General features: G+C 62.9%; 17 protein-coding genes. 3 read left to right on the plus strand and 14 right to left on the minus strand.

Features of this window, described 5'->3' with window-relative positions:
- Positions 1 to 507: 507 nt before the first annotated feature.
- The 7 genes from SOP85_RS10380 to SOP85_RS10410 form a co-directional block, all read right to left on the minus strand.
- Positions 508 to 1,317, minus strand: coding sequence for a transglutaminase family protein (locus SOP85_RS10380; protein ID WP_323626899.1), 810 nt, complete (start codon positions 1,315 to 1,317; stop codon positions 508 to 510).
- Complete coding sequence (locus SOP85_RS10385; RefSeq protein WP_274073133.1) at positions 1,314 to 2,264, minus strand: alpha-E domain-containing protein; 951 nt, start codon at positions 2,262 to 2,264, stop codon at positions 1,314 to 1,316. The genes SOP85_RS10380 and SOP85_RS10385 overlap by 4 nt, the downstream gene beginning before the upstream one ends.
- 12 nt (positions 2,265 to 2,276) lie before the next feature.
- Complete coding sequence (locus SOP85_RS10390; RefSeq protein WP_323626900.1) at positions 2,277 to 3,686, minus strand: circularly permuted type 2 ATP-grasp protein; 1,410 nt, start codon at positions 3,684 to 3,686, stop codon at positions 2,277 to 2,279.
- Between the two features lie 359 nt (positions 3,687 to 4,045).
- Positions 4,046 to 4,390 (minus strand): ribonuclease E inhibitor RraB, encoded by a 345-nt coding sequence (locus SOP85_RS10395; RefSeq protein WP_007971898.1) that lies wholly within the window; start codon positions 4,388 to 4,390, stop codon positions 4,046 to 4,048.
- Between the two features lie 220 nt (positions 4,391 to 4,610).
- Complete coding sequence (locus SOP85_RS10400; protein ID WP_323626901.1) at positions 4,611 to 4,844, minus strand: hypothetical protein; 234 nt, start codon at positions 4,842 to 4,844, stop codon at positions 4,611 to 4,613.
- Positions 4,845 to 4,931: 87 nt separating this feature from the next.
- The gene (locus SOP85_RS10405; protein ID WP_008061810.1) at positions 4,932 to 5,123 is read right to left on the minus strand and encodes a PLDc N-terminal domain-containing protein; all 192 of its coding nucleotides are present in this window, start codon (positions 5,121 to 5,123) and stop codon (positions 4,932 to 4,934) included.
- Between the two features lie 82 nt (positions 5,124 to 5,205).
- Complete coding sequence (locus tag SOP85_RS10410) at positions 5,206 to 5,736, minus strand: hypothetical protein (protein ID WP_274073130.1); 531 nt, start codon at positions 5,734 to 5,736, stop codon at positions 5,206 to 5,208.
- A gap of 177 nt (positions 5,737 to 5,913) precedes the next feature.
- On the opposite strand from SOP85_RS10410, the gene SOP85_RS10415 reads away from it, so the two are divergent.
- On the plus strand, positions 5,914 to 7,395 hold the full coding sequence (locus SOP85_RS10415; RefSeq protein ID WP_274073129.1) for a methyl-accepting chemotaxis protein: 1,482 nt from the start codon (positions 5,914 to 5,916) through the stop codon (positions 7,393 to 7,395).
- A gap of 120 nt (positions 7,396 to 7,515) precedes the next feature.
- Positions 7,516 to 7,881: a terminase gene (locus tag SOP85_RS10420; protein ID WP_323626903.1), complete on the plus strand. Its 366-nt coding sequence runs from the start codon at positions 7,516 to 7,518 to the stop codon at positions 7,879 to 7,881.
- Positions 7,882 to 7,894: 13 nt separating this feature from the next.
- Here SOP85_RS10420 and SOP85_RS10425 read toward each other — a convergent pair whose 3' ends face one another.
- The 3 genes from SOP85_RS10425 to SOP85_RS10435 all read right to left on the minus strand — a co-directional run bounded on the left by SOP85_RS10425 (position 7,895) and on the right by SOP85_RS10435 (position 10,015).
- Positions 7,895 to 8,692 carry an acyl-CoA thioesterase gene (locus SOP85_RS10425; protein WP_323626904.1) on the minus strand — a complete coding sequence of 266 codons (798 nt, stop codon included), beginning with the start codon at positions 8,690 to 8,692 and terminating at the stop codon, positions 7,895 to 7,897.
- A gap of 224 nt (positions 8,693 to 8,916) precedes the next feature.
- Positions 8,917 to 9,675: a CHAD domain-containing protein gene (locus tag SOP85_RS10430; RefSeq protein WP_274073126.1), complete on the minus strand. Its 759-nt coding sequence runs from the start codon at positions 9,673 to 9,675 to the stop codon at positions 8,917 to 8,919.
- 61 nt (positions 9,676 to 9,736) lie between these two features.
- Positions 9,737 to 10,015, minus strand: coding sequence for a hypothetical protein (locus SOP85_RS10435; RefSeq protein ID WP_008061821.1), 279 nt, complete (start codon positions 10,013 to 10,015; stop codon positions 9,737 to 9,739).
- A 217-nt stretch (positions 10,016 to 10,232) separates the two neighbouring features.
- On the opposite strand from SOP85_RS10435, the gene SOP85_RS10440 reads away from it, so the two are divergent.
- Positions 10,233 to 11,273 (plus strand): patatin-like phospholipase family protein, encoded by a 1,041-nt coding sequence (locus SOP85_RS10440; RefSeq protein ID WP_274073125.1) that lies wholly within the window; start codon positions 10,233 to 10,235, stop codon positions 11,271 to 11,273.
- A 115-nt stretch (positions 11,274 to 11,388) separates the two neighbouring features.
- On the opposite strand, the gene SOP85_RS10445 is transcribed toward SOP85_RS10440, so the two are convergent.
- The 4 genes from SOP85_RS10445 to kdpB all read right to left on the minus strand — a co-directional run bounded on the left by SOP85_RS10445 (position 11,389) and on the right by kdpB (position 17,667).
- Positions 11,389 to 12,087 carry a response regulator gene (locus tag SOP85_RS10445; RefSeq protein ID WP_323607069.1) on the minus strand — a complete coding sequence of 233 codons (699 nt, stop codon included), beginning with the start codon at positions 12,085 to 12,087 and terminating at the stop codon, positions 11,389 to 11,391.
- A gap of 48 nt (positions 12,088 to 12,135) precedes the next feature.
- Positions 12,136 to 14,787: a sensor histidine kinase KdpD gene (locus SOP85_RS10450; RefSeq protein WP_323626905.1), complete on the minus strand. Its 2,652-nt coding sequence runs from the start codon at positions 14,785 to 14,787 to the stop codon at positions 12,136 to 12,138.
- Between the two features lie 121 nt (positions 14,788 to 14,908).
- On the minus strand, positions 14,909 to 15,454 hold the full coding sequence (gene kdpC / locus SOP85_RS10455; protein WP_323626906.1) for a potassium-transporting ATPase subunit KdpC: 546 nt from the start codon (positions 15,452 to 15,454) through the stop codon (positions 14,909 to 14,911).
- Positions 15,455 to 15,609: 155 nt separating this feature from the next.
- The gene (kdpB, locus tag SOP85_RS10460) at positions 15,610 to 17,667 is read right to left on the minus strand and encodes a potassium-transporting ATPase subunit KdpB (protein WP_274073122.1); all 2,058 of its coding nucleotides are present in this window, start codon (positions 17,665 to 17,667) and stop codon (positions 15,610 to 15,612) included.
- Positions 17,668 to 17,673: the final 6 nt, after the last annotated feature.

Consider the following 17,673-nt stretch of genomic DNA (forward strand, 5'->3'; position numbering starts at 1 on the left):
CGCCTTCGCTGTAGGAGCTGGCTTGCCAGCGAAGGCGCCCGGAAGACCAGTGCAATGTTCAAGGACGCCTTCGCCGGCAAGCCGGGCTCCTACAGGGCGAAGGCGGCCGATAGTCTGGCGCAATGTTCAAGGACGCCTTCGCTGTAGGAGCTGGCTTGCCAGCGAAGGCGCCCGGAAGACCAGTGCAATGTTTAATGACGCCTTCGCCGGCAAGCCGGGCTCCTACAGGAGAAGGCGGCCGATAGTGGCGCAATGTTCAAGGACGCCTTCGCTGTAGGAGCTGGCTTGCCAGCGAAGGCGCCCGGAAGACCAGTGCAATGTTCAAGGACGCCTTCGCCGGCAAGCCGGGCTCCTACAGGGCGAAGGCGGCCGATAGTCTGGCGCAATGTTTAAGGACGCCTTCGCCGGCAAGCCGGGCTCCTACAGGGCGAAGGCGGCCGATAGTCTGGCGCAATGTTCAAGGACGCCTTCGCCGGCAAGCCGGGCTCCTACAGGGTGTGCAGCTGATTACTGTTGTTGCACCGAGATGACCGGTGCGGGCGTCGGGGATACAAACACCTTCGCATGCATTTGCTCACACCCACCCCCGCGGCGCATGCCACGTACCGGGCAGGCGTCCAGGTAATCCAGGCCCACCGCCAGTTTCAGGTGCCGCTCCGGTCGCGCCAGTTCATTGGTCACATCGAAGCTGTACCAGGCGTCATCCAGCCAGGCTTCGGCCCAGGCATGGCTGGCCAGGTGTTCGCTGTTTTCGCTGTACAGGTACCCCGACACATAACGCGACGGGATGCCCAGGCTGCGCGCGCAGGCGAGGAATGCGTGGGTGTGGTCCTGGCACACGCCCGAACGCCCGGCGAAAGCCTGCGCGGCGCTGGTGTCCACTTCGGTGGCGCCCGGTGTGTAGGCCATGTGCTGGTTCAGGCCGTGCATCAAGTCGATCAGCGCCGTGCGATCGCGGCGCTGCTTGCACGCCTTGTCGGCGAAGGCGCGCAGCGCCTGGTCGGCCTCGGTCAGCCGGGTGAAACGCAGGAACGGCAAGGCCGACTGGCTCTCGTGCTCTGCCTCGCGCAGCTCGTCGATGTCGACCTGGCCACGGGCGCCGATGATGATCGCCTCGTGGGGCTCGTCCATGGTCAGCACATGCAGGATGTTGCCGAACGGATCAAGCTGCGCGCGCACTGGCCGCGGCAGATCCAGCTGCCAGCTGAGCACGTGCTGGCGCTCGCTGTCGTGGGGGGTCAGCCGCAGGTACTGGATGCTCGCCCGCACCTGATCCTCGTAGTGATAGGTGGTCTCGTGGCTTATGGAAAGTCTCATGCAGCCTCCAGGTAGGAACTGTGAATGGCATTGCCCAGCTGGCGCACCAGCGGGATGAACTCGGTGAGCCAGGCATGCAGGCCTTCGTCGAGAATTTCGCTGATGCCGGTGTAGCGCAATCGCGCATCGATCTCCGCCGCCAGGCGCTGTGCCGGGCGGCCGTTGGCCCCCGGAAGCTGGGCGAGGATCTGGTCGATTTCTTCGGTGCAGGCGCGCAACGAGCGCGGCACATCGGCGCGCAGCAGCAGCAACTCGGCCACATGCCGCGCACCGGGTGCGTCACGGTAGATCTCGGTGTAGGCCTCGAAAGACGACAAGGCCCGCAACAAGGCGCTCCACTGGTAGTAGGCGTGGGCCGTGCCGTCGCTGACCGCTTCGGCCTGGTCGCCGGCCATTTCATAGCGGGCATCGAGCAGGCGCAGGGTGTTGTCGGCCCTTTCGATGAACGTCCCCAGGCGAATGAAGCGGAACGCGTCATTGCGCATGATGGTGCCGTAGGACGCGCCACGGAACAGGTGGGAACGCTCCTTGATCCACTCGCAGAAACGGCTCATGCCGTAGCGGCTCAGGCCCTGTTGGGCAATGCCGCGAATCTCCAGCCAGGTGGCGTTGATGTTTTCCCACATGTCGGCGGTGATGCGCCCACGCACTGCATGGGCACTGGCCCGCGCCGCGCCGAGGCAACTGTAGATGCTCGCCGGGTTCTCCGCGTCCAGGGCAAAGAAATGCAGCAGCCGTTCGGCATGCAGCGCACCGTGGCGTTCGAGGTAATCATCCAGGGTGCCGGTGATCAGCAGCGGCATGGCCAGTTCGTGCAGGCCGTCGCCGCGGCCATCCTGCGGCATCAGCGACAGCGAATAACTGATGTCGAGCATCCGTGCGAGGTTTTCCGCCCGCTCCAGGTAACGCGACATCCAATACAAATCCGAGGCAGTTCTACTTAACATGTCAGGCTTCCTTCATTCCTCGACCACCCAGGTGTCCTTGGTTCCGCCGCCCTGGGAGGAGTTCACCACCAGGGAGCCTTCGCGCAGGGCGACACGGGTCAAACCGCCGGGTACGACCCGGGTTTCGCGGCCAGACAACACAAACGGACGCAGGTCGATGTGGCGTGGTGCGATGCCGCTTTCGACAAAGGTCGGACAGGTCGACAAAGACAGCGTCGGCTGCGCGATGTAGGCATTGGGCTTGGCGATGATGCGCGCGCGGAAGGCTTCGATTTCCGCCGCGGTCGCCGCCGGCCCCACCAGCATTCCGTAGCCGCCGGAGCCCTGGGTCTCCTTGACCACCAGCTCTGGAAGATTGGCCAGAACGTGGGAAAGTTCAGATGGATTACGACATTGCCACGTGGGCACGTTCTTCAGTATCGGTTCTTCATCCAGATAGAAACGGATCATGTCGGTGACGAACGGATACACCGACTTGTCGTCCGCCACCCCGGTACCGATGGCGTTCGCCAACACGACATTGCCGGAACGATAGGACGACAGCAGCCCAGGCACGCCCAGCATCGAGTCGGGATTGAACGCCAGCGGATCGAGGAACGCATCGTCGAGTCGGCGGTAGATCACGTCGACGGCCTTGGGTCCGTCGGTGGTGCGCATGAACACCTTGTCGTCGCGCACGAACAGATCCGCGCCCTCCACCAGCTCGACGCCCATTTCCCGCGCCAGGAACGCATGCTCGAAGAATGCGCTGTTGAAGCGCCCCGGTGTCAGCACCACGACACTCGGGTTATCGATCGGGCTGGAGCTTTTCAGGGTGTCGAGCAACAGGTTCGGGTAATGGTCGATCGGGGCGATGCGCTGGGCCGCAAACAGCTCGGGGAACAGGCGCATCATCATCTTGCGGTCTTCGAGCATGTAGCTGACGCCGCTGGGTGTACGCAGGTTGTCTTCGAGCACGTAGTAGGTGCCGTCACCGTCGCGCACCAGGTCGACGCCGGAAATGTGCGAATAGATATCCCGGTGCAGGTCGAGCCCCTGCATAGCCAACTGGTATTGCTCGTTGGCCAGCACCTGCTCGGCGGGAATGATCCCGGCCTTGATGATGCGTTGCTCGTGGTAGAGGTCGGCGAGGAACATGTTCAGCGCCTTGACCCGCTGGATGCAGCCGCGCTCGACCACCCGCCATTCACTGGCGGGGATGCTGCGCGGGATGGTGTCGAAGGGAATCAGGCGCTCTGTCCCCTGCTCATCACCGTAGAGCGTGAAGGTAATCCCGGCGCGATGAAACAACAGATCGGCCTCGCGTCGCCGTTGTGCCAGAAGCTCGTCAGGCGTTTCGGCCAGCCAACGGGCAAACTCCCGATAATGCGGGCGGACCTGGCCGCCGGCATCGTACATTTCATCAAAATAGGTGCGGATCATGCCGTACTCCTTGTCACCCGGACATCCAGGCCTTCGCAAGGCCCGTGCCATCGGCAGAAACGCTTAGATTTCAATCGGTTGGATATTCACTACGCGAGCACCGCACCAATCCTGTGCGGCAAATGCCCCAACCTGACTGCCCCCGCTTCATTGCAAGGCGTTGTTGTCGCCCATCACTAGCATAGTCTGTAGGAGCCGGCTTGCCGGCGAAGGCGTCATTAGGTCATGCGTCGTTCTTCGGGGACGCCTTCGCCGGCAAGCCGGTCTCCTGCAAAGCCGTGTGGAATTTCCCATCGGCACAAACGAAAACGGCCAACCCGAAGGTCAGCCGTCATTGCCGAGTGTCACTGTTCATAAGATTATGCGAGTCGCCCTCGTACCTCCTGTTTCACACCCCAGCCTTCGATGATGCCGCCCAGAGGCTCTACCACTGCCTCGAAACCCTGTTCGAAATCGCCGATGTCGTCGTAGGTCGCATACATGACCTTGCACAATTCCAACGCCCAGGCGCCATCGTCGCGCACACTGACTTGCGCATCCAGGGATTCACCACGGTGGAAATGTCCTGCCGCCCTGCGTGCCCGCTCCTCGTCCGGGAAAATGGCGTAGAACTCGATGGGATGGAACCGGGAAAAGTCGAAACCGCCTTCTTTCATGCGGCGCAGCACACTGCTGCTGATGTCTTCTTGATAGGCTGTGCTCATGAAACGTCCTCCTCAAACTGATGGATAGACTTTCCGTACTCCCTGGGTGCGCCACCCAGAGGGTACGCACGAATCGACAACCAGATGTCGATGGGAAACAAGCATGGAGCTGACAAGACCAGACCTTAGCGATCCATTCGCTGATCTCGATTGCAGAGTAGCCCCAAGATAGAGGCGCTGCCAAGGCCTGGTTTTACAGCAGTCAAGGACAAGAAGTGGTTCAGATGGGGGTAATGCTGCGGATTTCGATACTGTTCTGGGTTTTCAGGTTTTTTACGCCTGCATCGCTGGTTCGCCCCTCCAGATCATTCAGATCCAGTTCGGCGGCCACAGGAAGGAGCCGTTCCTTGATGAGTCTGGCGGCCTGCTCGTGATTCGGGCACTCGTCGCGCTCGAAGACTTCGTCGATTACTTCACCATGATCATCCACGAAAGTGACTTTCCACTTTTGCATCGGTGCCTCCTCGATAAAACCCATGAATGGGCCTACATCTATCTCGACCTTGGACGCCGGGCAAATGTTCCGGCGAGTGTTCTTTCGTCAGACGCGTACATTTCCTCGCGGCCCTGCGATGGCCCAGATGATCAGGCCCAGAACCGGCAGCAACAGGATCAACAGCACCCAGAAGATCTTCATCCCGGTCTCGGCGCCGCTTTTGAGCACGTTGATGATTGCCCAGATGTCCAAGGCAAGAATGATCAGGCCAACCAGGCTATTGAACGTGGAACCCATGATGACGCTCCCGAAGAGTGGTATGCCCTCATAGGATAGCCGGCCCTGACCAGGGTTCCTTTTTTTTGACAGCTTTACCGATTCAGACGTGGATCGCCACTTTCAAGGCTTCCAGCGAGGGGGCGGCGGCGATGCCGACTTCGGCGCACAGCTCCAGTACCCGTGGCACGGCATTGCCGTAGACCAGGACCACTTGCAGTTCATCATCCAGCAACTGGCTGAAGTTCATCAGCGTGTAACCGCCGTTTTCCTTGTTCAGGCTGCTCATCTGCACCTGGATGCGATTGAGCGCGGTCAGGGCTTCGGTCTTGGCCAGCTGCTTGGGTTTGAGATTGAACTCCACCCCCGGGCCGAACGAGGCAACGATCTGGGCAAACAGGTCCATGTAGGTGTCGGCCTGGAACAACACGGTCTCGGGCAGGCTGCCAACGACCACCCACTCACCCAGCGGGATCGGGAAAGTGTCGTCGTAGTTGATGTCCGGGTTGGCGCTCAGGAAAGCCGCTGGATCAGCGTAGGCCTGGGCCGCTTCGTCGGCGACTTTCTCGATTTCGTCATCGCCCATGCACCCGGAGCTGATGTTGCTGATGAGTTCGATGAGTGCGGCTTTCATGGAGGCGGATCCTGTAGCAAGTAAATTTCTGGGCGCGAAGGATAGCGCATTACGCCCGGCGATGGCGGCGAGCAAACATTGCTCGTGATCTTGACCCACATCAAGCGATCAGCCTACGAGTAGCGGCACAATAATGGCACCTTGCCAAAACTGTTTCCGCTATCAGAGAAGACCTCCATGGGTGCCTGGCTTAGCAACATCTCGTTGAAGTACAAATTCTGGGCGGTCAATGCGGTCGCCTTCGTCACCACGCTCCTGCTGGTGTTTTATGCCGTGCACCTCGAGCAACAGGCCCGTAGTCATGCCGCCCAGGCATCGGCCCAGGCTCAGGCGCGACTGCTCGCAGACTGGCCTGCCGGGCAGCCGCTGCCCAAGGCAGAGCATCTGCTGACTTTCGATCAGGGCCAGGCACCGATGCTCAACGGCCAGCCGCTGCAGGCACTGGCCGATGCCAACGGCTGGGTCGAGCTCAATGCGCTGCCGTATGTCGGTGACAACCTGCCGATCGGCGCCGAAGTCTTCACCCGCGTGGATGGTCAGCGGGTCGCGCTGATTGCCCATGGCCCAAGCCTGGCCCAGGTGTTTGGCGAGCGTTTCGCCAACTATGCGGTGGCGGTGTTCATCCTGATGCTGGCGATGCTTGGCGCCTCACAGTTGTTGATCCGTTTTTTGCTCAGCCAGCTCAATACCTTGAAGGACGTGATGCTGCACGTCGAAAAAACCGGCGACCTGTCGGCCCGCGTCCCGCTGACCTGCAGCGACGAAGTCGGGCAGATGGCCAACGCTTTCAACGCCATGCAGGCCGGTTACCAACGCGTGGTCGGCACCGTCGCCAGCACGGTCCGGCAACTGGACGACGGTGCCGCACGCCTGGCCTCGAGCATGAATGAAGTGCGTCACGGCATGCTGGGCCAGCAGAGCGAAACCGATCAGGCGGCGACGGCCATCAATGAAATGACCGCCACCGTCTACCACATCGCCCAGCACGCCGGTGCCACCCGCGACCTGTCGCAATCTGCCGACACCCTGGCCGGCAGCGGCCAGGAAGTGGTGATGCGCGTGCAGCGATCGATTGCCGGGCTGTCGACCGGGGTGCAGCAGACCGCCGAGATGATCCAGCGCCTGGCCGAGGACAGCCAAAAGATCAACGGGGTGGTCAATGTGATTCACAGCATTGCCGAGCAGACCAATCTGCTGGCGCTGAACGCGGCGATCGAAGCGGCTCGGGCCGGTGAAATGGGCCGTGGCTTTGCGGTGGTCGCCGATGAAGTGCGCAACCTGGCCAAGCGCGTGCAAACCTCCACCGATGAAATCACCGTGATGGTGTCCGCGTTGCAATCAGGCACTCGCGATGCGGTGGACTTCATGCAGGAGAGTTCATTCAAGGCCGACGAATGCGTACAGCAGGCGCAGGAGGCTGGGGCCGCGTTGGCACAGATCACCGGGGCGGTGGCGCAGATGCGCGAAAGCAACACCCAGATCGCCGTGGCGGCCGAGCAACAGAGCCAGGTGGCCGAAGAGATGAACCGCGCGGTGGTGAGCATTCGCGATGTGACCGAGAACACGGTGCGCCAGACTGTCAGTTCGGCAACCACCAGTGATGAGCTGGCGGCGTTGGCCGGTCAGTTGAGCAAGGCGATCGGGCAGCTCAAGCTGTAACGGCCAACATCGAGAATGCCCATGATCGCTATCGCTTCGATAGCCAAGCTTGATTCGCCGCCCGCAATGACCGGGCCTATCCTTGATTCATCAGTTCAACATGGATCGAGGATCAGCATCATGGGTAAACGTCATCCCAACCTTCCCGCCTGGCAATGGCGTGCCTACCCGAACAATCACCAGCACCCGACCAACCTGGTGCTGCACCTGATCGCCGTGCCGTTGTTCATCGTCGCGTTCCTGCTGATCGTCACCGGGGTGTTTGGCCTGAACCTGGCGAACTTCGCCATCGGCGTGGTCGGTGTGATTGCCGCGCTGGGTTTACAACGCCACGGCCATACCCTGGAGCTGCAAGCCGCCGAGCCGTTCAGCGATCGCAAAGACGCGGTATCGCGCCTGCTGGTCGAGCAGTTCCTGACCTTCCCGCGATTTTTCCTCAGCGGCGGCTGGTGGCGCGCCTGGCGGGAGCGCCACCGTCGGCATTGATCAGGCGAATTGATCAGGCGAACACTGTCACCGTCTGCCGGCTCATGGCAATCAAACGCCCCTCCTCGTCCCACAGTTTCGCGGCGGCATGGCCGTAGCCGTCGGCGGCGTGTTCGGTTTCAACCAGGTATTTGCACCAGTCCAGAGTGCTGAGCACCAGTAACGGCTGGACGAATTCGATGGTCCAGGTCAGCGTGCTGCCCATCGCCGGTTGCTTGAGGAACGGCATCAGGGCCGGTGGCCAGGCATCGACCAGCGCGAGGATATGCGCCTCGGTGACCGGCTCCTCCTTCACATCGCCGCGCAAGCGCACCCAGCCGCCCATCTGACGGGATGTACTGCCGGAAAACGGCAGCCCGCCAACACTCCAGCGCATTGCCAGATGCTGCATGAATTGCGGGACCACGCCCTCGATGAAAGGCAGTTCCTGGCAGTCCTCCCAATGCTTCATCTCTGGCGCCGGCTCTGCCTGTACCTTCACTTGCGATGGACGCGAGGCGCCGAAGCTGCCCTGGACCAGGGTCACCACCTGGCCCTTTTGCATCGCCCGGCCCAGCACCTGGCTGACAGCCTTGCCCTCGCGCAATACATCGACTTCAAAACTGACCGGCACGCCGGGTTCGACCGGGCCGACAAAGGTGATCGCCAGCGAGCGCACCGGCCGGTCCGCCGGCACCTGGGCGCGCATGGCTTCGTATTGCAGAGCGGCCACCAGGCCGCCGAAGCTGGCGCGCCCCTGTGCCCATCCGGCCGGGATAGACAGTTCGCGTGGCTGACGGCGGACAGCGTCGAGCAGATCGCAAAAGCGCATGAAGACCTCAAGAAAAGGAAAAAGATGAGGGGATCTTAACCAGCTCACGGAGGCTGTACAGTGCCTATTCCGGTCAAATTGACTGACAGATGAGCCGTCTGTGCCCCTGTAGGAGCGAGCTTGCTCGCGATGGACTCAAGGACACCGCGTACATTCAGGATGAACGCGTTATCGTTAACGTTCATCGCGAGCAAGCTCGCTCCTACAAAGGGGCCGTGGGGGTTTCAGGATTTGAAGCAGTCGGCGCTGAGCTTGTCCAGGACGCGGTCGGCGCGCTGTTCGGCCTTGGCCATGGTGGTTTGCCAAACGGCGACACAAGGCTGCAGATCCGCCTCCTGCTCGGCCATAGCCAGCCATTGCACACAGTCGTGCCAGTCCCCCAGGGCCCCCTGGGCTGCTTTCAAGCGGGGCATGGCGGCCTTGGGCAGGCGATCCAGTTCGGGATAGGCGTCGATGCCGTAACGCACACGCTTGATCAGCAGGCGCAAACGATGACGGTCATGGGCGGGATCGTGCAGGGCGCTGTCGAGTTTCTTCCACTGCTTGTCCAGGCGTTTTTCGATGCGCTTGACGAGCCCCTTGAGCAACCCCTGGCGTTGGGCGGCGCGCAGGAATCGCGGGAAGGCATCGAGAATCATCAGCAGCTGCGCCAGCTCATTACTGGTCGCCACCGCGGGATAAGCCTTGGCCATTTGCGCCATGCGTCGCTGCGCGGCTTGCGGTTGATCGTGCTCCAGCAAGTAGGCCGCCATCACTTCACGATCACGCAATGGCGTGGTCAGGTCGCCGACCGCGGAGGCCGCCACTTCCAGCTGTTCGACGCCGGGCAAGCCACGCAAGGGTCGCAACAGGCTACGCAACCGGCGCATCGTGGTACGCAAGTCGTGCAAGGCCTCAGGGTCGGTATGGGCACTCAAGCGTGCCTGACAGGCCAGCAGACGAATTTCCAGGCCCAGGACGCGGGCGACCAGCCGGTTGATCATGGGATTTACTCCGTAAACAGCTGCGAGCATCAAGCTTGCAGCTTATAACTTGTAGCTGCTTCTATCGCCCCGCGCGCGATTCACGAATATAGAAACGCGCCTTTTCGGCCTTTTTCGAGCAGCCCTCGAAGCCTTCGAATTGCTGCTGGGTCTTGGCCGCGGTCAGCAGCGACAACGCCTTGGAGTAGCTGACGGTACCGGCGAAGCCTTCGGCCTTGGCCAGGTCCAGCTCTCGCCACGCGGCATCGAGCTGGCTGCCGCAGCTGTCGCGATAGGCGGTTTTGCCGGCACAACCGGCCAGTGCCAGGGCAATCAGTGGCACACAGATCCAGGCTTTCATTTCTTACACCTCAAAGATAGGAAACAGTCATGCAGGTAGGACGGTCTGGCGGGCAAAAAGTGCCGTCCATCGCCAACGCAAACCCTGCGGCGGGAGAATACCCATCAGCCGCCATGGAGTGTCGAAAAAACGACCCATTCGCGCGACCGAACGACCTGACGATTGAAGCGGGCCCCTTGAAGGGTGCATTGTTGAACCATTCAAACGAGGGCGATCAATGAAAAAGCGTGTCGCACTGGTGTTGGGCTCGGGTGGAGCCCGGGGCTATGCCCATATCGGCGTTATCCAGGAAATCGAACGGCGTGGCTACGATATCGCCTGTATCGCCGGTTGTTCCATGGGTGCGGTGGTCGGCGGGATCTACGCCGCCGGCAAACTCGATGATTATCGCGACTGGATCGAGAGCCTGGATTATCTCGACGTGCTGCGCCTGGTGGACGTCAGTTTTCGTCTGGGGGCGATCCGCGGGGAAAAGGTCTTCGGGCAGATCCGCAAGATCGTGGGTGAAATCAATATCGAAGACCTGCGCATCCCCTATACGGCGGTGGCCACCGACCTGACCAACCAGCAGGAAATCTGGTTCCAGGAAGGCTGCCTGCACCAGGCCATGCGTGCCTCGGCGGCCATTCCCAGCCTGTTTACGCCGGTGATGCAGGGCAATCGCATGCTGGTCGATGGCGGCATCCTCAACCCGTTGCCGATCGTGCCGGTGGTGTCGAGCCATTGCGACCTGATCATCGCGGTCAACCTCAACTCCACCAACCAGCGTCACTACCAGTTACCGGTAATCCAGCGCCCGGCCGCGTTCAAGACCCGCTTCGACAGCCTGATCAATTCCCTGGGTTCGAAGATGCCGTTCCGGCGCAAGCAGGCCGAGCAATTGCTGCTGCTGGAGAAGGAAGCGCTGTTGGCCGAAGCGGCGGAGATCAACCCTTGGGTCGAGTCGGCCAAGCCTGACTCGCAACAACCGGCGGCCGCGCCCGAGCAGGACGGCGCGCCGAAATCGGCCACAGGGTCGTTCATCATCGACAACGTGGGGCCGGCGTCGCTGCTGGACTTGATCAACCAGAGTTTCGAGGTGATGCAGACCTCGTTGGCGCAATACAAGATTGCCGGGTATCCGCCGGACATCCTGATCAACGTGCCGAAGCGGGTGTGCCGGTTTTTCGAGTTCTACAAGGCGCCGGAGTTGATCGCGCTGGGGCGGGAGATTGCGCGGGATACTTTGGACCGGTATGAGAATGAGCGGGATTCCTGAGGTTCTTGGGTGAATGTGCGGGCCTCTTCGCTGGCAAGCCAGCTCCTACAGGGATCTCAGCGTCCTCTGTAGGAGCTGGCTTGCCAGCGAAGAGGCCGGACCAGACGACACAGGTCTAAAGACTGCCCTCACTCAACAACCGATACCCCACCCCCGCCTCGGTCACGATAAACCTGGGCTGCGTCGGGTCATCCGCCAGTTTCTGGCGCAGGTGCCCAACCACGATCCGCAGGTAATGCGTGTCTTCGGTATGGGTCGGCCCCCAGATGTCCTTGAGCAATTGCTGCTGGGTGATAACCCGTCCGGGATGCCGTGCCAGTTGCGCCAGCACCGCGTATTCCTTGCGGGTCAGCGCGACTTCGCTGCCATCGAGCAAGACCCGGCGATAGGCCAGGTCCACCATCAGCGGGCCGAAGGACAGCGCCGCTGGCTGGGTTTCGCCCACCGGCGCCTGGCGCAGCAGCGCACGAATCCGCGCCAGGAATTCCTGGATGCCGAACGGCTTGGTCACGTAGTCATTGGCGCCGCCATCCAGCGCCTCGACTTTCTGCCCTTCAGCGGCCCGCACCGAGAGCACCAGCACCGGCACCGTCGACCACTCGCGAAACTCGCGCAACACCTGTTGGCCGTCCATGTCCGGCAAGCCGAGGTCGAGCACCAGCAAGTCCGGCTTGTTCAAGGCCGCCTGTGCCAGGCCTTCGGTGCCGGTGCCGGCCTCCAGTACCTTGTAGCCTTGGGAAGCGAGGCTGATGCGCAGGAATTTGCGGATCTGCGGTTCGTCGTCGATGACCAAAATGGTCGCGGTCTGGCTCATGAATTCACATCAACACAAAGAAGTGGCAAGAGAGTAGCGCACGCACGATCAGGCTTCACCCTCATATCCGGGCTGCGCCTGCAGCGGCAAGTGCAGGGTGATGCAGGTGCCGCGCCCTTCGATGCCGTCGGCGACGCTGATCCGCCCGCCATGGGCACCGACCATGCCCTGACAGATCGCCAGCCCCAGCCCGGTGCCCTGCCCGCCCCGGTCGCCACGGGCGGCGGTGTAGAACATGTCGAAAATCTTCGCCCGCTCGTCCTGCGGAATCCCCGGGCCTTCGTCGCTCACCGAGAAAAACAGCTCGGTGTCGTCCGCCCCGGCACGCAATTGCAGGCGCCCATGGGCGGGGGAAAACCGCGCGGCGTTTTCCAGCACGTTGACCAGCGCCTGTTCGATCAGCGCCGCATGCACGAACAGCAGCGGTAGCTCCCCCGGCACTTCAGTGCTGACCTGCAACGGCGCCAGCACCGCGCGCAGGCGATTGAGCGCACTGCCGACGATGTCCGCCGGTGACACCCAGTCCCGCGCCAGCTTCAACGCGCCGTGACCGAGGCGGGTCATGTCCAGCAGGTTCTGAATGTAGCGATCGAGGCGTTCGGCTTCATCGCGGGTGCCTTCCAACAGCTCGCGGCGATCCTCCAGTGGAATGGCCTCGCCGAGGGCCAGCAGGCTGTCGATGCTGCCGCGCATGGAAGTCAGTGGCGTGCGCAGATCGTGGGACACCGACGCCAGCAAGGCACTGCGCAGTTGTTCGGTTTCGCCGTGCAACCGCGCGGCTTCCAAGTCATCGACCAATTGCGCGCGGGCCAGTGCCTGGGCCAGCGGCTGGCTCAATGCGGTCAACAGACGCCGACGCTGGCCGCTCAAGGTCTGGCCCTCTTTCGCACACACACCGAGCAGCGCCAGCGGACCGTCCTCCACCGACAAGGGCCACCACCACCAACGGCCGAACGGTAGAGTCCCGGTGCCCGCGCCCGCCGGTTGATCGTGCTGCCAGGCCCAATCGGCGGCGGCGCGTTCGGCTTCGGTGAATTCCAGCGGGCCACCGGTCTCGACTTTCCAGTCGCTCTGGCCATCGCGGTTGAGCAGGCACAGTTGCACATCGCTCCAGCCGTTGAGGTGCTGGGTCGCCGCGCTGACCACGGCCTGGCGGTCGGTGGCGGCGGTGAGTTTGCGCGACAGGTCGAGCAGTTCGCTGGTCTCTTCCTGGGTGTCACGCAGGGCCTGCAATTGCCGGCGCTGGCGCGCCGCGAGGTTGCCGGTGAGGGCCGCCATCAGCAGGAAGAACAGCAAGGTCAGGACGTCTTCTTCGCGCTGGATGCTGAAGGAAAAATTCGGCGGAATGAACAAAAAATCGTAGGTCAGGAACGACAACGCCGCACAGGCCAGTGCCGGGCCCAGACTGCTGCGCACCGCCACCAGCAACACGGCGGCGAGGAACACCAGCGAGATGTTCGGCAACGGCAGCACGCTCGCCACCGCCCAGGCCAGGGCAGTGGCCAACACCGTCGCCACCACAGCCAGGGCGTAGTCGAACCAGACCAGCGACTGCATTGAGCGCTGGCGTGGCTGATGCTGTTCATGCTCGGTGTCGAGCACGTTGATTTCCAGCCCGCGGGCGTTGCGCAGCAAGCGCGCCGCCAGGCCGCCACCAAACAGGCGACGGCGCAGGCGCGGCCGCGACTGGGCTACCAGTACCAGGCTGGCGCGGCGTTCGGCGGCGTGCTGGATCAGGGTTTTCGCCACCTCGCCAGCCCGCAGCAGCACCACTTCACCGCCGAGGCGTTCAGCCAGTTGCTGGGCACTTTGCAGGCGCAGGCGCGACTGCTCGTCACGCAGGCTGCCGTTGTCCACATGCACCAGGCTCCACGGCAGATGCCGTCGCTGGGCGACGCGGCTGGCGTGACGCACCAGGCGCTCGGCCTGGGCATCGCCATCGACGCCGACCAGCAAGCGACCACGCACCGTGGGTGCCGCCTGCCCCATCTGGCGATAACCCTGGGTCAGGTCGTTGTCGACCTGGGCGGCGGCCGTTTGCATCGCCAGTTCGCGCAGGGCGGTGAGGTTGGTCTGGGAGAAAAACGCATCGATCGCCGCCCGCGCCTGCTCCGGCACGTAGACCTTGCCGTCGCGCAGGCGCTCGAGTAATTCCCGTGGCGGCAGGTCGATCAGCAGCAGTTCGTAGGCTTCCTGCAACACCCAGTCCGGCAGGGTTTCGCGCACCTGCACGCCGGTGATGCCGCGCACCTGATCATTGAGGCTTTCCAGGTGCTGGACGTTGACCGTGGTGTACACGTCGATGCCCGCGGCGAGCAGTTCCTGAATGTCCTGCCAGCGCTTTTCGTGTCGGCTGCCGGGGGCGTTGGTGTGGGCCAGTTCGTCCACCAGCACCAGCCTTGGCTTGGCCGCGAGCAGACCGTCGAGGTCCATTTCCTCGAGCTCCACGCCACGGTATGACGAGCGCACCAACGGCAGTTGCGGCAAGCCGCCGAGCAACGCTTCGGTCTCGGCGCGGCCATGGGTTTCGACCACGCCAGCAATGACTTTCACGCCCTGGCGCAGTTGGCTGTGGGCGGCTTGCAGCATGGCGTAGGTCTTGCCTACACCGGGCGCGGCGCCGAGGAACACCTTGAGCCGGCCACGGCCATCGCGGGGAAGGTCTGCTAACAGCGCGTCGGCGCGGCCGGAGTCGCTCATTTGTCTTTGCCTTGTTCGATTTGGGATTTGGGTGTGGCCTCAAAAGATCGCAGCCTTCGGCAGCTCCTACAGGGGATCGGCGGACACCTGTAGGAGCTGCCGAAGGCTGCGATCTTTTGATTTAGAGCTTTTCCAGCGCCAGGTTCAACTCAAGCACATTCACCACCGGTGGGCCTACCAACGGTTGCTCGGTGTGCGCATCCAACAGATTCTGCAGGGTCGCAACCGGCACATTACGCGCCGCGGCAACACGCGCCAGTTGATAGGCAATCGCGGCCGGTGGCAAGTGCGGATCGAGGCCGCTGCCGGAGGTGGTGAGCATTGCCAGCGGTACCGGCCCCTGCCCTGGGACCTGGAGTTTGCTGGCATCGTCGATCACCCGGGTGGCCAGGGCCGGGTTGCTCGGCGACAGGTTGCTGGCGCTGCTCGACACGGTGGCAAAGGCACCGGCCGATGGCCGTGGGTGGAACCAGGCGTCGCCGACGAAATCCTGGGCGATCAGTGTTGAGCCGCGAACCTTGCCGTCGGCATCGCGCACCAGGCTGCCATTGGCCTGGTCCGGGAAGGCGACCTGGGCCACGCCGGTGACCACCAGGGGATAGGCGACGCCGGTGATCAGGGTCATCAGGACCAGCAGGCTCAGGGCCGGGCGTATCATTGTGGACATTTCAAAATCCTCGAATTCGGTGAAAAAATACAGCGTCCAGTCAGGTGGACCGTGTCGCATTCTTCGCGAGCAAGCCCGCTCCCACAGGGGGAATGCATTTCAAATGTGGGAGCGGGCTTGCTCGCGAAAGCGGTGCATCTGGCACCCTGCGAAGGTCAAACCAGATGCAACGCCGTCAACAACATGTCGATCGCCTTGATTCCCACGAACGGCACGACAATCCCGCCAAGCCCATAGATCAGCAGATTGCGTCGCAACAACGCCGCCGCACTCGCCGCCTGCACCCGCACACCACGCAGCGCCAACGGAATCAGCACCACGATGATCAGGGCGTTGAACACGATCGCCGAGAGAATCGCGCTCTGCGGGCTGTGCAGCTGCATGACGTTCAACACGCCCAGTTGCGGGTAGATCGCGGCGAACAGGGCCGGCAGGATGGCGAAGTACTTGGCCACATCGTTGGCGATGGAAAAGGTCGTCAGCGCGCCGCGGGTCACCAGCAGTTCCTTGCCGATCTGCACCACGTCCAGCAGCTTGGTCGGATCGCTGTCGAGGTCGACCATGTTCGCCGCTTCGCGCGCCGCCTGGGTGCCGTCGTTCATCGCCATGCCCACGTCCGCCTGGGCCAGGGCCGGGGCGTCGTTGGCACCGTCGCCACACATGGCCACCAGGCGCCCGTCGTTTTGCTCGTGGCGGATGCGCGCCAGTTTTTTCTCCGGCGTGGCTTCGGCCAACACGTCGTCCACGCCCGCTTCAGCGGCAATCGCCGCGGCGGTCAGCGGGTTGTCGCCGGTGACCATGACCGTGCGGATCCCCAGTTTGCGCAGCTCGGCGAAACGCTCGCGGATGCCCGGCTTGACCACGTCCTTGAGGTGGATCGCGCCGAGCAGTTTGCCGTCGGCGCAGACCAGCAACGGGGTGCCGCCGCTCTGGGCGATCTTGTCGATTTCACGGGACAGCGCCGGCGCCAGCTCAGCGCGCTTGAGGCCAACGAACGCCAGCAACGAATCCACCGCACCCTTGCGATACACGCGACCCTGATAGTCGACACCGGACAGGCGGGTTTCGGCGCTGAACGGCACGGCTGTCAGCAGTTCGGCGGACGGCTCGGCCTGCGGATGAAGGCCGCGCAAGTACTCGACGATGGACTTGCCTTCAGCGGTGTCGTCGGCCAGGGACGCGAACAACGCACCCTCAGCCAGTTCCTTGCTACTCACACCCGGCGCGGCATACACCGCCGAGCAACGACGGTTGCCGAAGGTGATGGTGCCGGTCTTGTCCAGCAGCAGGACGTGCACGTCCCCCGCCGCCTCCACGGCGCGACCGGACTTGGCGATCACGTTCAGGCGCACCAGGCGGTCCATGCCGGCGATACCGATGGCGGACAACAGGCCGCCGATGGTGGTCGGGATCAGCGTGACCAGCAAGGCCACCAGGAACACCAGCGGCAGGCTGCCATTGGCGAAGTGGGCGAACGGCTGCAGGGTAACCACCACCAGCAGGAAGATCAGGGTCAGGCCGATCAACAGGATGTCCAGCGCCACTTCGTTCGGGGTTTTCTGGCGCTTGGCGCCTTCGACCAGGGCGATCATGCGATCCAGGGTCGACTCGCCGGGATTGGCGGTAATCTTCACCAGCAGCCAGTCAGACACCAGGCGGGTGTTGCCGGTCACGGCCGAGCGGTCGCCACCGGACTCACGAATCACCGGCGCCGATTCACCGGTGATCGCCGCTTCGTTGACCGCCGCGATGCCTTCGATCACCTCGCCGTCGCCGGGGATCATCTCCCCCGCTTCGACGCGCACCACATCGCCCTTGCGCAGGTTGGCGGCTGGCACTACCTGAAAGCTGCCGTTGCTGGTCCTGCGTCGGGCGCTCAAGCCTTCGCTACCGGCCTTGAGGCTGTCGGCGCGGGCCTTGCCGCGACCTTCGGCCAGGGCCTCGGCGAAGTTGGCGAACAGCACGGTGAACCACAGCCACAGGGCAATCTGCGCGGCGACGAAGGTCGGCACCGCCGTGTCGGGAATGAAGCACAGCACGGTGGTCAGGATCGCCGTCAGTTCGACCACCAGCATCACCGGCGCACGCTGCAATTGCCGTGGGTCGAGCTTGACGAACGCTTGCACCAGCGCCGGGCGCCAGAGGGCCGAGATAGCGGTTTTTGGTTGTTCCGGCGCCTTGACGACGGCGGTTTTGCTTACAGGCATATTCATGATGGA

This window comes from Pseudomonas sp. YuFO20 (genome assembly GCF_035064975.1).
GTDB classification, from domain to species: domain Bacteria; phylum Pseudomonadota; class Gammaproteobacteria; order Pseudomonadales; family Pseudomonadaceae; genus Aquipseudomonas; species Aquipseudomonas putida_AE.

What these genes read in the sequence shown, in the direction of transcription:
- SOP85_RS10380 (WP_323626899.1), bottom strand. Translation starts at nt 1,317, where the DNA reads ATGAGACTTTCCATAAGCCACGAGACCACCTATCACTACGAGGATCAG.
- SOP85_RS10385 (WP_274073133.1), bottom strand. Translation starts at nt 2,264, where the DNA reads ATGTTAAGTAGAACTGCCTCGGATTTGTATTGGATGTCGCGTTACCTG.
- SOP85_RS10390 (WP_323626900.1), bottom strand. Translation starts at nt 3,686, where the DNA reads ATGATCCGCACCTATTTTGATGAAATGTACGATGCCGGCGGCCAGGTC.
- SOP85_RS10395 (WP_007971898.1), bottom strand. Translation starts at nt 4,390, where the DNA reads ATGAGCACAGCCTATCAAGAAGACATCAGCAGCAGTGTGCTGCGCCGC.
- SOP85_RS10400 (WP_323626901.1), bottom strand. Translation starts at nt 4,844, where the DNA reads ATGCAAAAGTGGAAAGTCACTTTCGTGGATGATCATGGTGAAGTAATC.
- SOP85_RS10405 (WP_008061810.1), bottom strand. Translation starts at nt 5,123, where the DNA reads ATGGGTTCCACGTTCAATAGCCTGGTTGGCCTGATCATTCTTGCCTTG.
- SOP85_RS10410 (WP_274073130.1), bottom strand. Translation starts at nt 5,736, where the DNA reads ATGAAAGCCGCACTCATCGAACTCATCAGCAACATCAGCTCCGGGTGC.
- SOP85_RS10415 (WP_274073129.1), top strand. Translation starts at nt 5,914, where the DNA reads ATGGGTGCCTGGCTTAGCAACATCTCGTTGAAGTACAAATTCTGGGCG.
- SOP85_RS10420 (WP_323626903.1), top strand. Translation starts at nt 7,516, where the DNA reads ATGGGTAAACGTCATCCCAACCTTCCCGCCTGGCAATGGCGTGCCTAC.
- SOP85_RS10425 (WP_323626904.1), bottom strand. Translation starts at nt 8,692, where the DNA reads ATGCGCTTTTGCGATCTGCTCGACGCTGTCCGCCGTCAGCCACGCGAA.
- SOP85_RS10430 (WP_274073126.1), bottom strand. Translation starts at nt 9,675, where the DNA reads ATGATCAACCGGCTGGTCGCCCGCGTCCTGGGCCTGGAAATTCGTCTG.
- SOP85_RS10435 (WP_008061821.1), bottom strand. Translation starts at nt 10,015, where the DNA reads ATGAAAGCCTGGATCTGTGTGCCACTGATTGCCCTGGCACTGGCCGGT.
- SOP85_RS10440 (WP_274073125.1), top strand. Translation starts at nt 10,233, where the DNA reads ATGAAAAAGCGTGTCGCACTGGTGTTGGGCTCGGGTGGAGCCCGGGGC.
- SOP85_RS10445 (WP_323607069.1), bottom strand. Translation starts at nt 12,087, where the DNA reads ATGAGCCAGACCGCGACCATTTTGGTCATCGACGACGAACCGCAGATC.
- SOP85_RS10450 (WP_323626905.1), bottom strand. Translation starts at nt 14,787, where the DNA reads ATGAGCGACTCCGGCCGCGCCGACGCGCTGTTAGCAGACCTTCCCCGC.
- kdpC (WP_323626906.1), bottom strand. Translation starts at nt 15,454, where the DNA reads ATGTCCACAATGATACGCCCGGCCCTGAGCCTGCTGGTCCTGATGACC.
- kdpB (WP_274073122.1), bottom strand. Translation starts at nt 17,667, where the DNA reads ATGAATATGCCTGTAAGCAAAACCGCCGTCGTCAAGGCGCCGGAACAA.